Origin of the sequence: Roseibaca sp. Y0-43, assembly GCF_020667835.1 — a bacterium.
Taxonomy (GTDB): Bacteria; Pseudomonadota; Alphaproteobacteria; order Rhodobacterales; family Rhodobacteraceae; genus Roseinatronobacter.
Genome location: NZ_JAFMPR010000003.1, coordinates 53,038 through 67,512, shown reverse-complemented (window position 1 = coordinate 67,512; position 14,475 = coordinate 53,038). Strand labels below are relative to the sequence as shown.

Sequence of the window (14,475 nt, the reverse complement as noted above, 5' to 3'; positions counted from 1 at the left end):
TTACCTCAGCGCGCCCGCGGCGCGCAGTTCGGCCGCGCGCTCGGCGTCATACCACCAGAAATCCAGCTCTCCGGTGGAAAAGGGCGGGATGGTTTCGGGATGTTTGAACACGTCCCAATAGGCGACCCAGACGGTATCGTTATACCATGCGGGCACCATAATCAGTTCCTGCCGAAGCGCACGGTCCAAGGCCATCAGGGCCGCGTCGCGGGTTTCCGGGCTGTCGGCGTTCAAAGAGGCCTCGATGATCGCATCGACCAAGGGGCTGGCAAGGCCCGCCGGGTTGAACAGGCTGAATTCGGCGGTTTCCGATCCGTATCGCTGGTTCAGCCCGGTGCCGGTATCCATGAACGCGCCATACTGGTCGAAGATCATGTCATAATCGCGGTTGCGGCGGCGGTCAGTGTGCTGGGCCGCGTCGATCCGCTGGAACTGCGCGTCTATGCCGAGCAGGCCAAGGTTCTGGGTATAGGTTTCGACGATGGAATCCATCGTGGCCGATCCGGCGGAAGAGACGGGGATTTCGATCACCATCTGCTCGCCTGCCGCGTTGCGCAGCGCGCCCGCGTCATCCACGGTCCAGCCCGCTTCCTCCAGCAAGGCGCGGGCGCGGCGGATATTGCCCCGGTCCGCCAAGCGCTCGGCGCTGGACAGATGCGGCACGCGCGCGGGCTCTGTCAGCATGGCGGGCGGGACCAGATCGCCAAGGCTTTCCAGCAGCGCCAGTTCCAGCCCTTCGGGCGGGCCATCGGCTTGCAGGCGGGTGCCTTGGGTATAGGACGCGCGCGGCTTGAACAGGCCGTATTGCAGGGTTTCGTTTGTCCATTCGAAATTGAAGGCAAGCGAAATCGCCTCGCGCACGCGGGGGTCTTGGAACTTTTCGCGGCCAAGGTTGAAGACAAACCCGGTGGGTGTGGGCGGCAGGCCAGAGGGCAATTCGTTCCGCACGACAAAACCGCGCTCGATGGCCGGGAAATCATAACCTGTCGCCCATTGGCGCGAGTTGTTTTCGGCGCGGAACGTGTAGATGCCGCTTTTGAAGCCCTCGAAGGCGGCGGCCCCATCGGCGAAATACTCGATGCGGATCTCATCGAAATTGTGGCGGCCTACATTGTTGGGCAGGTCGGCGCCCCAATAATTCGGGTCGCGGCGATAGGTGATCGAGCGGTTCACCTCGAACTCGTCCAGCACATAGGGGCCAGAGCCGGGCGAGATTTCCATGCGCGATTCATCCAGCCGCGCGCCGGTTTCCTCATACCACGCCTTGGAAAACACCGGCGTGCTGCCGACTTGGTCGATCAGCGAGCGGCGCGAAATGCCGTCGGCGAAGGTGAAGCGCACGGTGTGATCGTCCAGCGCCTCGGCGCTCAGCACGCGCTGGCTGACGGCCTGGCTGTAGGACGGCAAGCCCTGTTCGATGAACAGGTTGTGGCTGAACACCACGTCATGCGCGGTCAGCGGTGTGCCGTCAGAGAACCGCGCTTCGGGGCGCAGGTGGAAGATGACCCATTCCTTGGTGGGCGGGTATTCGACCGTGTGCGCCAGCAGGCCGTAATATTCGCCATAGGCATCGGCCGGCACCATGCCGCCGCCCATCGGTTCCGCCGTTTCCAGCAGGCTTTCATACATCGACGATGACAGCGCGCCCGCACGCCCCAGCCGCGTGAACGGGTTCATGCTGTCGAACGTGCCCTGTGCCGAAAGCGAAATCGCGCCGCCCTTGGGCGCGTCGGGGTTCACGTAATTGAAATGGGTGAAATCGGGCGGATAGCTCAGATCGCCATAGAAAGAGTAGCCATGCGCACGGATGACCGTGTCGTCTTGTGCGGCGAGTGGCGGGACCAGCAGTGCAAGGGTCAGGCCCGACAGCATCGCGGCGCGTGTAAAGCGTTGGAACATCTGGCAACTCCTCCTGCTGCACCCCGTCTGACGCGGAGCTGATCCCTAGTATTTAGTGTTTCCGCGCGCCTGTCGACAAGCGCGCGCTGATTCACCGCGCTTCACAAGTGATTTTGATCGTTTGTGCCAAAAAGCAAACAGGCCGTCCGAGCGGATCGGACGGCCTGCGAGTGCGTCGCGCAAAGCGGTCAATCAGCTTTGGCTTTGGATATAGGCGATCAGGTTCGCACGGTCCTGCACATCGGCAATCCCGCGAAAGTTCATCGAGGTGCCGGGCGCTGCATTGGCCGGGCCAGAGATGAAGGTGTTCAGGTTCTCGGGCGTCCAGACATCGCCGACCTGGTTCAGCGCGCCGGAATAGTTGAAGCCCTCGTTCGCGCCGATGGGACGGTTCACGACGCCGTGCAGGTAGGGGCCGACACCGTTGCGACCGGCTTCCAGCGCGTGGCAGGCGCGGCACTGGCCCCAGACGCGCGAGCCAGCATCGGCATCGGCCATCTGGAACGCTTCCTCGAAGGTCACTTCGGCGGCGGGTTCGGCGCTGGTGTCTTCCTCGCCCGTGTCGATGACATAGGCTTGCGGTTCATCGCCGTGATGCGCGCCATACAGCCCATCTGCCGCCCACAGGCCCAGCAAAAAGATGAGCAGAGCGCCGCAGAGCGAAGCCACCGTTTTCGTTATCACCATCGTGTCGAACATAGCGCAGTCCCTAACCTCAGCGATTTTGGGGTATCTACATGCTTCCCATGCCGGGTTTCAAGCGATACTTACCGTCACAAATCGTCAATTCGGCCGAATTTGAAGGGTGCGAGCGGAAACATGACTGCCAGAATCGCTTTTCAGGGAGAGTTGGGCGCTTACGGGCATCAGGCTTGCGCCGATACGCGGCCTGACTACGAACCGCTGCCCTGCGCCACCTTTCACGACACGATGGCGGCGGTGCGCGACGGGCAGGCAGAGCTGGCGATGGTCGCGGTCGAAAACTCGATCTATGGGCGCGTGGCCGATGTGCATTCGCTGCTGCCCGAAAGCGGGCTGCATATCGTGGCCGAGGCATTCGTGCGTGTGCATGTGAACCTGCTGGGCCTGCCCGGTGCCAAACTGGAGCAGGTGCAAGAGGCGCATGGCCATCCGGTGATCCTGCCGCAATGTTCCACCTTCCTGCGCGATCACGGCATTCGGGGCGTGGTCAGTTCCGACAACGCCCGTGCCGCCCGCGAGGTGGCCGAGCGGGGCGACCCGACCCATGCCGCGCTGGCCAGCGAGATGGCGGCCAAAATCTACGGGCTAGAGGTGCTGGCCCCGCAGATAGAGGACCGGCCGGACAACACCACGCGGTTCCTGATAATGGCGGCCAAACCCGACATGACCCGTCGGGGCGATCACGGCATGATGACCAGCTTCCTGTTCCGCGTGCGCAACATTCCCGCCGCGCTTTATAAAGCGATGGGCGGGTTTGCCACGAATGGCGTGAACATGGTCAAGCTGGAAAGCTACATGGTGAACGGGTCGTTCACCGCGACCCAGTTCTTCGCCGAGATCGAGGGCCACCCAGAGGATGACAACGTGAAACTGGCGCTTGATGAGCTGCGCTATTTCACGTCCTACCTGAACATCCTTGGCACCTACCCGGCAGATGCCGCGCGGCGGTAAGCGCCGCGCAAGCCCGCCTTAGCGATAGACGTTGTCAGAGGTCGGGAAGCTGCGGTCCTTGACCTCTTCGGCATAGGCCGACACGGCGCGCTCGATGGCGGGGCCAAGGTCGCCGTAGATTTTCACGAATTTCGGCACGCGCGGGTTCAGGCCAAGCATGTCTTCCAGCACCAGGATCTGCCCGTCGCAATTCTTGGATGCACCGATGCCGATGGTCGGGATGTCGATGGCGGCGGTGATGCGGTCGGCCAGTTCTTCGACGACACCTTCGACCACCAGCGCGAAGGCGCCGGCCTCTGCCACGGCAACCGCGTCGTCGATATGCGTGGCCCAGGCGGCCTCGTCGCGGCCCTGCACCTTGAAGCCGCCCATCGTGTTCACCGATTGCGGCGTCAGCCCGATATGCGCCATGACGGGGATTCCGCGCTCGGACAGGAAGCGGATCGTCTCTGCCATGCGCGCACCGCCTTCCAGCTTGACGGCCCCGCAAGCGGTTTCTTTCATGATCTTGGCGGCATTGCGGAACGCTTCCTGCGGGCTTTCCTCGTAGGTGCCGAAGGGCATATCGACCACGATCAGCGCGCGCTGCGTTCCGCGCACCACCGCCTTGCCGTGCATGATCATCAAATCCAGCGGCACGCCCACGGTGCTGTCCATGCCGTGCATGACCATGCCCAGACTGTCGCCCACAAGGATGAAATCGGCGTATTTGTCTACGATCGCAGCGGTGTGCGCGTGGTAGCTGGTCAGCGACACGATCGGCTCGCCCCCTTTGCGGGCACGGATTTGCGGCGCGGTAATGCGGCGGACGGGGGCTTGGGCGCTCATGCTTGCTCCTTGGGGTAAACGACGCGGTTGTCGATCAGAAAGACCTGACCGAACTTGACCGCCAACAGGATAACGGCGGGCCGGGTCAGCGGCCCGGACAGGGTTTCGAGGGTTTCGGCATCGCGAATATCGACCGATTGCACTTGCGCACGGGGTTCGCGTTCCAGCGTAGCGCGCACATGGCTGCGCAGGCGCGACGCGGTGGTGCCGGTGGGGGCCATGGCGGCGGCCTCTTCCAGCGCGCGGGCCAGGATGGGGGCCGCCGTGCGATCCTCTGGCGTCAGCCGCACATTGCGCGAGGACATGGCCAGCCCGTCCGCCTCTCGCATGATCGGGCCGCCGATGATGCGCACATCCATGTCCAGATCGCGCACCATGGTGCGGATCACGGCCAGTTGCTGGTAGTCCTTCTCGCCGAAAACGGCGGCATCGGGGCGGATGATGTTGAACAGTTTCGTCACCACGGTCGCCACGCCGCGAAAATGGCCGGGGCGCAGCTTGCCGATCAAGACCTTGGCCAGTTCGGTCGTCTCGACAATGGTCTGGGCGGTGGGGTCATAGACCTCTGCCACCTCGGGGATGAACACGGCATCGACGCCCGCGTCGCGCAGCATGTCCAGGTCGCGGGCCTCGTCACGCGGGTAGGTGGACAGGTCTTCGGTCGGGCCGAACTGCGTGGGGTTCACGAAAATCGACACGGCGACGCGGCCCCCTTCGGCCTGCGCGCGACGCACCAGCGACATGTGGCCGTCGTGCAAAAAGCCCATGGTGGGCACAAGGGTGACATGCCCCGCCCCTTTGCGCCATGCACGGATCGCGGCCTTGGTGCGGCAGATTTCCATTCGGTCCCCCCGAGGTGTTCGCCAAGGTCTTTTACGGTGCGCCACGCCCGCTGCCAAGCTGCGACAATCTGTCAAGACGGAATAGAAAGACAGATGCGTTTATGTGAATGTCTTGAAACAAGGAAACCAAGTTATGAAAATTTCGCTTCTTGCGGCTGCCCTGCTGCTTCCGCTGCCCGTTCTGGCCCAAGGCAATGGCACCCCCGGTGCCGGGTTCATCCAGGAATGGGACATGTCGGGCACGGGCAATGTGACCGCCGCCGACATCATCGAGCGTCGCGCGGGCCTATTCGAGATGTTCGACTTGGACGGCAGCGCCGTGCTGGAGGCGGCAGAGCTGGACAACATGGCCCAGACCATCGCCGACCGAGAGGCGGTCGAGGCCGAACAGGGCAAAGGCCATGGTCATGGCGGTGCCTATGGCGCAAACGGCCCCGGCAAGATCATTCACGAAGCGATGGGGCTGGCCTTTAACGACGCCGATGGCGACGGGCAGGTCACGGCGGCCGAATTCGCCACTGCCAGCGAGCGCCTGTTCCCTATGATCGACCGCAATGGCGACGGTGTCATCGACGGCGGCGATTTCGGGCGCCAATAACCCGGAAACGACGCGCCCGTAACAGGCGCGTCGTTTTTCTGCCGCGTTGCGTCGCGCCGGCATGGCCCGCGCGCGCGCCGATTTGCGAAGAGGGGCGCAAGTTTACCTTTGCCGGAGTGCGCGCCCATGCAAACCCATGTCAAAGCCCTTGTCGTCGGCGGTGGGGCCGTCGGGGCGTCCGTCGCCTATCACCTTGCGAAAGCGGGTTGGCAGACCACGCTTCTGGAGCGCGACGAGCTGACCTCTGGCAGCACATGGCACGCTGCTGGCCTGCTGCCGCTGTTCAACATGAGCTATGCGACCAGCCATATTCACGACTATAGCGTGAAGTTCTACAAGACGCTGGAGGCCGAAACCGGCCTGAACGCCGGGTTCGCCGTGGTCGGCAACCTGCGCATGGCGCAGACCGAAGCGCGGATGGACGAATACAAGCTATACGCCACCACCGCCGAAACCGTCGGCATCCCGTTCGAATGGATGACGCCCGCGCAGATCAAGGACCGCTGGCCCCTGGTGCGCACCGAGGATCTGGTCGGCGCGCTCTATCATCCGACCGATGGCTACATTAACCCCGCCGATGTGACGCAGGCCATGGCCAAGGGTGCCCGCCAGCGCGGTGTCGAGATCGTGCGCAAGGTGCAGGTGGATGGCTACCGCTGGACCGGCAGCGAATGGGTCGTGACCTGCACCAAGATGGTGGAAAAGGGCGGCAATCTGGTCGCCTCGGACGAGCAGTTCGAGATCATGGCGGAACATGTTGTCACCTGCACCGGCAACCACGCGCAGCGCACCGCGCGGATGCTGGGCATCAAGATCCCCGCGATCCCGGTCGAGCACCAGTTCATCGTCACCGAACCCGACGCCGCGTTGGTCGAGTATCGCAAATCGAACCCCGAACACCCGGTTCTGCGCGATGCCGATGCGAAATGGTATGTCCGCGAAGAACGCGGCGGCTGGATTCTAGGGCCGTATGAACGCGGCGCGCCTGCCTGTTTCGAATATGGCGTGCCCGACAGCTTCCGCGCCGATCTGTTCCCGCTCGATCTGGAACGGATCGAGGAAGAATACATGTCCATGATCCACCGGATTCCGTCCTCGGAAACCGTGGGCCTGAAGGACGATTTCAACGGTCCGATCTGCTACACGCCCGATGGCAACCCGCTGGTTGGCCCCGCGCCGGGCTTACGCAACATGTGGCTGGCCGAAGGGTTCAGCTTTGGCATTACGGCTGCGGGCGGCACCGGGCACTACCTGGCGCAGATGATGGTCGAGGGCGAGGCCGAGATCGACATGGCCTCGCTCGACCCCAAGCGTTTCGGCGGTTGGATGACCACTGAGTACGGCGCGCGCAAGAACGAAGAAGCCTATGAGCACGTTTTCATCCTGCACCACCCGGATGAAGAGCGGGAAGCCTGCCGCCCCTTGCGCACGGCCCCCTGCTACGACCGTGTGAAAGCCCGCGGTGCGCAGTTTGGCTGCGTGAACGGTTGGGAGCGCCCGAATTACTACGCGCCCGAAGGCTTCGACGATCACGCATCGCGCAGCTTCCGCCGGGGCGGCTGGTGGCAATACGCGGTCGAGGAAGCAAAAGCCATCCGCGAAGGCGTGGGCATGATCGACGCCACGGCCTTCACCAAGCACCTTGTGCGCGGGCCGGGGGCCACGCAATTTCTGGATTGGTTCACCTGCAACAAGCTGCCCAAGGTCGGGCGCATCAACCTGACCTATGCGCTGACGGACGCGGGCACCACGCGCACCGAATACACCATCGTGCGGCTGGCAGAGGATGAATATTACCTGATCTCTGCCGGGGCTTGGACCGCCTATGACAGTGATTTCCTTCTGAAAGCGGCACAAGACAAGATGGCCGATTTCGGCTGGATCGACATCCATGACGTGACCACGCAATGGGGTGTGTTCGCGATTGCCGGCCCCAAATCGCGCGACCTGTTGGGCAAGCTGGTGAAGGATGCCTACCCTGCCACGGTCTTGTCGAACAAGCGCTTCCCGTGGCTGTCGATGCGCAATATCGAGCTGGGCATGTGCCCGGTGCGCGCCGTGCGCGTGGCCTATACGGGCGAGCTTGGCTGGGAGCTGCACCACCCTATCGAGATGCAGAATTACCTGTTCGACCAGTTGATGAGCGCGGGCGAGGATGTTGGCCTGAAGCTGGTCGGTGCGCGGGCGCAGAACTGGCTGCGGCAGGAAAAATCCTATCGCGCCTTCGGCAATGAACTGGGCCGCGATGCAACCCCGCTGGAAGCCGATCTGCCGCGTTTCATCGACATGTCCAAGGAGTTCAACGGCAAGGCCGCGATGGAAGCCAAGGGGGTGCGGTCGAAATGCTGCACACTGCTGATTGACGGCCCCGCCGACGCAGACCCGTGGGGCCGCGAGGCGCTGTATCTGGGCGAAACGAAGGTGGGCCGTCTGACCTCTGGCGGGTATTCGGTGGCTTTCGGCAAATCCATTGGCATGGGCTATGTGCGCCCCGATCTGGCGGTGGAAGGGACCAAGCTGAAGGTGCGGATGCTGGGTGAGCTGTGGGATGCGACCGTCACCTGTGACAGCCCCTATGACCCCGAGAACGCGACGATCCGCAAGGATGGCTGAACCCTAGCCATTCAACAGGCTGCGCCAATCATTGTGCTGGGGTGAAAACCCCAGCATTTTCTTTGCCTTGGCGTTGGAATAGAAGCTTTGATCCGGTCCAAGCGCGTGGCGCAGGGGAACATCGGGATAGTATCGCGCAATCAGCTCATCGGTGCTTGGCCCCACCGAATGCGTGTCATTGGCGACGTTGAACACCTGATAACCCAGCCCGTCCGCGCGCAGACAGCAGTCGACCATGTGCCCCAAGTCGCGCGCGTCGATATAGGCGAAGATGTTGCGCCGCCGGGTGTCGGGGTTGGCGACATAGCCCGGAAAGTCGCGGGCGTATTCATGTGGTTCGACCACGTTGTTGATGCGCAGCCCGTAGATGTCGGCACCCGTGCGGGCCTGAAAGGATCGCGCCGTGACCTCGTTCACGACCTTGGACATGGCGTAGCTGTCCTCCGGGATGGTGGGGTGATCCTCGTCCACCGGCAGGTAATCGGGTTTGCGCGTGCCATCGGCAAAGCAGATGCCATAGGTGGTTTCCGAGGACGCGAAAATCACCTTGCGCACGCCGAATTTTAGCGCGGCATCCAGCACGTTATAGGTGCCCTGCGTGTTCACACGGAAGCATTCGTTGTCGCTTTTCAGCAAGATGCGCGGCACGGCGGCGAAATGCACGACAGCATCGAAACGGGGAACGCCCGTGCCGGGGTCAAGCTCGTCAAAGCCCGCGTAGCTGTGCATGACGTCGAACATCTGGCCCGCATCGGCAATATCGGCCATACGGTTGTCCACGCCGGGCATGTCCAGGGGGGTCAGGTCCACGTTCAGCACACGGTGGCCTTGGGCCAGCAGATGGGCGATTGCGTGGCGGCCAGCCTTGCCGGACCCGCCGGTGAACAGAATGCGCATTGTGGTCCTCCTTGGGTTTTGGTGGCTCAGCGTAGCGGGGCGAGCGCGCGGTTTTCAGCCCGGATGCGGACATAGAGCATGGCCGCGTTCAATACCGTCCAGACGACTGCGACCCAGACAAGCCCCAGCACCATGGGCGCGACGATGATCTCTGCCACCACCAGCGTGTAATTCGGGTGGCGCATGAAGCGGAACGGGCCGCGTGCGACCAAGGGTTCCGGCAACACGATGATCCGCGTGGTCCAGCGCGGTCCCAAGGTGGCAAGTATCCAGACCCGGAACACCTGCAACAGCGCAAAAACTGCCAGCCACGGCCAAGACACCGGGTTGTTCCAGCCGAATACAACCAGCGCAATGATCCAAGCGCTGTGCATGGCCACCATGACCGGGTAATGCCCCGCGCCATGTTCAACAGCGCCTTGCGCGAGCAGGCGCGCGGTATTGCGCTTGGCGATGACCAGTTCGGACAGGCGTTGCACGATAATGAAGAGCAGGAACCACAGCGCCGGGGTCATGTTACGCTCACCGGCAGGAAAGACGCGGTAAAGCCGGGTCCAAGCGCGGCCAGCATCATCTGGCCTGTTGCCCCGCTGCGCAGAACGCGGTCCAGCACGAACAGCACCGTGGGCGCGGACATGTTGCCATAGTCGCGTAAGATGTCGCGTTCGGCATCCAGCGCGCCATGGGGCAGGGCCATCGCGCCCTCGATCGCGGTCACGACTTTCGCGCCGCCGGGGTGGCAGACGAAACGGTCGATTTGCGCTCTGTCAAACCCGCTTGCCGCGAGTGCCTGATCGGTGGCTTGGGCGAAGTTCTGGGTCACGAAGCCGGGGATGGAGCGGTCGAATACCACGCCCAGCCCCACGTCATCCACATCCCACCCCATGATCGCCAGCGTGTCGGGCCAAAGCACTTGATAGCCGCTGCCAATCTGCGGCCCATAGCCATCGGTCGAGAGCACCGCCGCCGCCGCGCCATCGCCGAACAGGACCGTGGCGATGATGTCGGCCTTTTGCATCCGGTCGGTGCGAAAAGAGAGCGAGCAGGTTTCCACCGCAACCATCAGCACGCGCGATCCGGGTGCAGCCAGCGCCAGTTGCCGCGCGACGGCCAAGCCGCTGACGCCACCCGCGCAGCCAAGGCCAAAGACCGGCACACGTTGAATGTCTTTGCGAAAGCCCATCTCGGCATGGGCGCGGGCCTCTAGGCTGGGGGTGGCAATGCCGGTGGTCGATACTGTGACCACGGTGTCAATGTCGCTCGCTGTCAGCCCCGATGCCGCAAGTGCCTTTTGCGTGGCGTCGACAAACAGCCTCGACGCCCCGTCCAGATAGGCCGCGTTGCGCTCTGACCAGCGTTTGTCATGGTCGAACCAGTCTATTGGCACGACGCAATAGCGTGTTTCCACCCCAGACGCCTGAAAGCTGGGCGCTGTGCGCTCAAACTCTGGGTAGCGCGGGCCAAGCAGGGCGCGGGCCGTATCCTCGGCCAAGGTTTGGGGCAGCTTGTGCGGTGGCACGGCGCAGCCCAAGCCCAGCAGTGAAACGGTCATATCCTTCGTTCCCTTCCGAGGGAGAGCCAACGCGCAGCCCATCCGTGTGTCCATACCCCATAAAAGTGGCCAAAGGCCAAAAGGTTTCCACCGGAATGTCGGTTCCGGGCTGTGAAGTGGCGCTGATACGCTCTTGCCGCGTTGCGGCACCACTAGATAGAGGCGAGACCGATCTGACAAGGCAAAGGGTCGCGGAATGTTTCAGGTCTTTTCCGGTGTCTGGGCGCTGCTGCTGGGCATTTTGCTCATCATGCTGGGCAACGGGATGCATTTCACCCTGATCGGCCTGCGCGGCGGGGTCGAGGGGTTCTCGGCGCTGGAATTGTCCATCGTGACCTCTGGCTATTTCGTGGGGTTCCTGTCGGGCGCGCGCTATACGCCGGTGCTGATCCGCAGGGTCGGCCATGTGCGGGTCTTTGCGGCGCTGGGCAGTTTCATGTCGGCCGCACTGATCGCCTTTCCCTTGTTGGCAGAGCCTTGGGCCTGGACCATCCTGCGCATCCTGATCGGGTTTTGCATGTCGGGCGTCTATGTCGCTGCCGAAAGCTGGCTGAACAACGCGGCCAGCAATGAAAACCGGGGCAAGGTGCTGTCGGCCTACATGATCGCGCAGACGGCGGGCATTATCGGTGCGCAAGGCATTCTGGCGCTGGGCGATGCGGCCAGCGCGGCGCTGTTCATCGGCGCGTCGATCCTTGTGTCCATTTCCTTTGGGCCGATATTGCTGTCGGCGACGCCGGTGCCCGCGGCAGAGGTGTCACGCCCCATGTCGCTGCGGCAGTTGTTTGACAGCTCTCCGCTTGGCACGGTCGGGATTTTCCTGCTGGGCGCGGGCTATGCCGCGCAAACCGGGATGGCGGCGGTCTTTGGCAATGAGATCGGGCTGAGCGCGGGGCAGATCGCGCTTTTGGTGGCCACGCTGTTCGGCGGTGCGATGATGCTGCAATACCCTATCGGCTGGCTGTCCGACCGCATGGACCGTCGCAAGCTGATCGCGGGCGTGTCCTTGCTGGGGGTGGGCGCGTGCGGCCTAGGCTGGGTCACGGGTGGCGGGCTGACCTTTCTTCTGGTCGCGGCCTTTTTCGCGGGCGGCGTGGCGACGCCGCTCTATTCGTTGTTTCTGGCCTATACCAACGACACGCTTGCGCCAGAGGACATGGCCGCCGCATCGGGCGGGCTGGTCTTTACCTTTGGCCTTGGGGCGATCCTTGGTCCGCTGGTCATCGGGGCCGCGATGGAACGGTTCGGGCCCATGAGCTTTTGGTCCGTGCAAGCGCTCGCCTTCGCCGCGATCGCACTTTACGCGCTTTACCGCATGACCCAGCGCGCCGCCCCCACGGCGCAGGAAACCGAAAGCTATCTTGGCGTTTTGCCCACCGCCTCGCCCGTGGCGGTAGAGGCGGCGGCGGTCTGGTCTGTGGAAAACGCCGAGGCAGAGGCCGAGGCGGAGGGTGCACAAGATCCGCGTTGAACCCTGCCCGCATCGGCCCTAGCTTGCTGCGCAACACAGCATGAAAAGGGCCGACCATGACCAACCCGCTTTTGGCCGACTGGACCACAGAGTTCGAACTGCCCCCCTTCGCGCAGATCGCAGACGCAGACTTCGCACCCGCGTTTGACGCCGCGATGGCACAGGGGCGCGCGGCCTATGCCGCGATTGCCGATAACCCCGACGCACCCACCTATGCCAACACCATAGTGGCGATGGAGCAGGCCGATGCCGCGCTGGACCGCGTGGCGGGTGTGTTCTTCAACCTGTGCAGCGCCGACAGCACGCCCGCGCGCGAGGAATTGCAGCGCGACCTGTCACCCAAGCTGTCGGCCTATTCGTCCGAGATCGTCAATAACCGCGCGCTGTTTGACCGGATCGAAATGCTCTGGGCCGCGCGCGACACGCTGGGGCTGGACGCGGAACAGGCGCGGGTGCTGATGCTCTATCGGCGCATGTTCGTGCGGGCGGGTGCGGCGCTGGAAGGGGACGCGGCGACCCGCCTGACAGAGGTCAAATCGCGTCTGGCCAGTTTGGGCACGCAATTCACCCAGAACCTGCTGGCGGATGAGCGCGACTGGGTCATGCCGCTGGACGATCTAGCGGGCTTGCCGGATTTCGTGGTCGCCAGCGCCCGCGCAGCGGCGGAAGAACGCGGGCTGGACGGCCATGTCGTCACGCTGTCGCGGTCGCTGATCGTGCCGTTTTTGCAGTTCTCGGACCGGCGCGACCTGCGCGAGCGGGCCTATACCGCGTGGACCGCGCGCGGGGCTAATGGCGGCGCCACCGATAACCGCGCGATTGCCGCTGAAATTTTGGCGCTGCGTGCCGAGCGCGCGACGCTGTTGGGCTATGACACGTTTGCCGATTACAAGCTGGAAACCGAAATGGCAGGCACGCCGCAGGCCGTGCGCGATTTGTTGATGCAGGTCTGGGAACCGGCGCGCGCGAAAGCAATGGCGGATGCCGAAAAGCTGGAAGCGATGCTGCGCGCCGATGGCCAGACCGGCCCCTTGCAGCCGTGGGACTGGCGCTATTACGCCGAAAAACTGCGCCGCGCCGAGCATGATTTGGACGAGGCCGCGCTGAAGCCATACCTGAGCCTTGAGAACATGATCGCGGCGGCGTTTGACTGTGCAAACAAGCTGTTCGGGCTGGAATTTCGCGCGCTCGATGTGCCGCTCTATCACCCCGACGCCCGCGCGTGGGAGGTCACGCGCGACGGCCGCCATATGGCCGTGTTCATCGGTGATTACTTCGCGCGCGGGTCCAAGCGGTCGGGGGCGTGGTGTTCCACCATGCGCAGCCAGCGCAAGCTGGGCGGCGATGTGCGGCCCATCGTGGTCAATATCTGCAATTTCGCCAAAGGCGATCCGGCGCTTCTGTCCTATGACGATGCGCGCACGCTCTTCCACGAATTCGGCCATGCGCTGCACCAGATGTTGTCGGACGTGACGCATGGGTTCATCTCTGGCACCTCTGTCGCGCGCGATTTCGTCGAATTGCCCAGCCAGCTTTACGAACACTGGCTGGAAGTGCCCGAGGTGCTGGCCGACCATGCGCGCCATGTGCAGACGGGTGAGCCGATGCCGCAAGAGTTGCTGGACCGCCTGCTGGGCGCGCAGAATTTCGACCAAGGGTTTGCGACGGTCGAATATGTGGCCTCTGCGCTTGTGGATCTGGAATTCCACGCAGGGCCGCCACCCTCTGACCCGATGCAGAAACAGGCCGAGGTGCTGGATGCGCTCGGAATGCCCCAAGCCATTCGGATGCGCCACGCGACCCCGCATTTCGCGCATGTCTTCTCGGGTGACGGCTATTCCAGCGGCTATTACAGCTACATGTGGTCCGAGGTGATGGATGCCGATGCTTTCGACGCCTTCCGCGAGGCGGGCGATGCGTTCGACCCCGGCACGGCGGCCAAACTGGAACGCTTCATCCTGTCGGCCGGTGGCAGCGACGAGGCAGAGGCGCTTTACACCGCCTTTCGGGGCCGGATGCCGGGGGTGGATGCGCTGCTGCGGGGGCGTGGGCTAGCGGCGTAATTTTACGGAATTGGGCAAATTTCACGAAGCTGTGACGGTTGCAGGCCTCACAGGCGCTT

Annotated in this window: 12 protein-coding genes; 5 read left to right on the top strand and 7 right to left on the bottom strand. The window is 63.5% G+C overall.

Going from position 1 to position 14,475, the window contains the following annotated elements:
• Window positions 1-1,899: an extracellular solute-binding protein gene (locus J1C52_RS04440; RefSeq protein WP_370633226.1), complete on the bottom strand. Its 1,899-nt coding sequence runs from the start codon at window positions 1,897-1,899 to the stop codon at window positions 1-3.
• A 192-nt stretch (window positions 1,900-2,091) separates the two neighbouring features.
• A complete protein-coding gene (locus tag J1C52_RS04435; protein ID WP_227426723.1) occupies window positions 2,092-2,598 on the bottom strand; it encodes a c-type cytochrome in 507 nt (168 codons plus the stop codon).
• A 120-nt stretch (window positions 2,599-2,718) separates the two neighbouring features.
• Between J1C52_RS04435 and J1C52_RS04430 the strand changes: the two genes are divergently transcribed.
• Entirely contained in the window at window positions 2,719-3,552 is an 834-nt protein-coding gene (locus J1C52_RS04430) for a prephenate dehydratase (RefSeq protein ID WP_227426722.1), read from the top strand.
• An 18-nt stretch (window positions 3,553-3,570) separates the two neighbouring features.
• Here J1C52_RS04430 and panB read toward each other — a convergent pair whose 3' ends face one another.
• Window positions 3,571-4,380, bottom strand: coding sequence for a 3-methyl-2-oxobutanoate hydroxymethyltransferase (gene panB / locus J1C52_RS04425; RefSeq protein ID WP_227426721.1), 810 nt, complete (start codon window positions 4,378-4,380; stop codon window positions 3,571-3,573).
• Window positions 4,377-5,222, bottom strand: a complete 846-nt coding sequence (panC, locus tag J1C52_RS04420) for a pantoate--beta-alanine ligase (protein ID WP_227426720.1) — start codon at window positions 5,220-5,222, stop codon at window positions 4,377-4,379. The genes panB and panC overlap by 4 nt, the downstream gene beginning before the upstream one ends.
• A gap of 133 nt (window positions 5,223-5,355) precedes the next feature.
• Here panC and J1C52_RS04415 point away from each other — a divergent pair, with 133 nt between their 5' ends.
• Window positions 5,356-5,820: an EF-hand domain-containing protein gene (locus tag J1C52_RS04415; protein WP_227426719.1), complete on the top strand. Its 465-nt coding sequence runs from the start codon at window positions 5,356-5,358 to the stop codon at window positions 5,818-5,820.
• Window positions 5,821-5,946: 126 nt separating this feature from the next.
• Window positions 5,947-8,433, top strand: a complete 2,487-nt coding sequence (locus J1C52_RS04410) for a GcvT family protein (RefSeq protein ID WP_227426718.1) — start codon at window positions 5,947-5,949, stop codon at window positions 8,431-8,433.
• Between the two features lie 3 nt (window positions 8,434-8,436).
• Here J1C52_RS04410 and J1C52_RS04405 read toward each other — a convergent pair whose 3' ends face one another.
• Genes J1C52_RS04405 through J1C52_RS04395 form a run of 3 tightly spaced genes read right to left on the bottom strand, consistent with a single transcriptional unit; the run spans window position 8,437 to window position 10,882 of the window.
• The gene (locus tag J1C52_RS04405; protein WP_227426717.1) at window positions 8,437-9,330 is read right to left on the bottom strand and encodes an NAD-dependent epimerase/dehydratase family protein; all 894 of its coding nucleotides are present in this window, start codon (window positions 9,328-9,330) and stop codon (window positions 8,437-8,439) included.
• Window positions 9,331-9,356: 26 nt separating this feature from the next.
• Window positions 9,357-9,845, bottom strand: coding sequence for an isoprenylcysteine carboxyl methyltransferase family protein (locus J1C52_RS04400; RefSeq protein ID WP_227426716.1), 489 nt, complete (start codon window positions 9,843-9,845; stop codon window positions 9,357-9,359).
• A complete protein-coding gene (locus J1C52_RS04395) occupies window positions 9,842-10,882 on the bottom strand; it encodes a type III polyketide synthase (protein ID WP_227426715.1) in 1,041 nt (346 codons plus the stop codon). The genes J1C52_RS04400 and J1C52_RS04395 overlap by 4 nt, the downstream gene beginning before the upstream one ends.
• 196 nt (window positions 10,883-11,078) lie before the next feature.
• Between J1C52_RS04395 and J1C52_RS04390 the strand changes: the two genes are divergently transcribed.
• Together J1C52_RS04390 and J1C52_RS04385 are read left to right on the top strand one after the other, a co-directional pair.
• Window positions 11,079-12,353 carry an MFS transporter gene (locus J1C52_RS04390; RefSeq protein ID WP_227426714.1) on the top strand — a complete coding sequence of 425 codons (1,275 nt, stop codon included), beginning with the start codon at window positions 11,079-11,081 and terminating at the stop codon, window positions 12,351-12,353.
• A 56-nt stretch (window positions 12,354-12,409) separates the two neighbouring features.
• Window positions 12,410-14,416, top strand: a complete 2,007-nt coding sequence (locus J1C52_RS04385; RefSeq protein WP_227426713.1) for a M3 family metallopeptidase — start codon at window positions 12,410-12,412, stop codon at window positions 14,414-14,416.
• Window positions 14,417-14,475: the final 59 nt, after the last annotated feature.

What these genes read in the sequence shown, in the direction of transcription:
- J1C52_RS04385 (WP_227426713.1), top strand. Translation starts at nt 12,410, where the DNA reads ATGACCAACCCGCTTTTGGCCGACTGGACCACAGAGTTCGAACTGCCC.
- J1C52_RS04440 (WP_370633226.1), bottom strand. Translation starts at nt 1,899, where the DNA reads ATGTTCCAACGCTTTACACGCGCCGCGATGCTGTCGGGCCTGACCCTT.
- panB (WP_227426721.1), bottom strand. Translation starts at nt 4,380, where the DNA reads ATGAGCGCCCAAGCCCCCGTCCGCCGCATTACCGCGCCGCAAATCCGT.
- J1C52_RS04430 (WP_227426722.1), top strand. Translation starts at nt 2,719, where the DNA reads ATGACTGCCAGAATCGCTTTTCAGGGAGAGTTGGGCGCTTACGGGCAT.
- J1C52_RS04410 (WP_227426718.1), top strand. Translation starts at nt 5,947, where the DNA reads ATGCAAACCCATGTCAAAGCCCTTGTCGTCGGCGGTGGGGCCGTCGGG.
- J1C52_RS04435 (WP_227426723.1), bottom strand. Translation starts at nt 2,598, where the DNA reads ATGTTCGACACGATGGTGATAACGAAAACGGTGGCTTCGCTCTGCGGC.
- J1C52_RS04405 (WP_227426717.1), bottom strand. Translation starts at nt 9,330, where the DNA reads ATGCGCATTCTGTTCACCGGCGGGTCCGGCAAGGCTGGCCGCCACGCA.
- J1C52_RS04400 (WP_227426716.1), bottom strand. Translation starts at nt 9,845, where the DNA reads ATGACCCCGGCGCTGTGGTTCCTGCTCTTCATTATCGTGCAACGCCTG.
- J1C52_RS04390 (WP_227426714.1), top strand. Translation starts at nt 11,079, where the DNA reads ATGTTTCAGGTCTTTTCCGGTGTCTGGGCGCTGCTGCTGGGCATTTTG.
- J1C52_RS04395 (WP_227426715.1), bottom strand. Translation starts at nt 10,882, where the DNA reads ATGACCGTTTCACTGCTGGGCTTGGGCTGCGCCGTGCCACCGCACAAG.
- panC (WP_227426720.1), bottom strand. Translation starts at nt 5,222, where the DNA reads ATGGAAATCTGCCGCACCAAGGCCGCGATCCGTGCATGGCGCAAAGGG.
- J1C52_RS04415 (WP_227426719.1), top strand. Translation starts at nt 5,356, where the DNA reads ATGAAAATTTCGCTTCTTGCGGCTGCCCTGCTGCTTCCGCTGCCCGTT.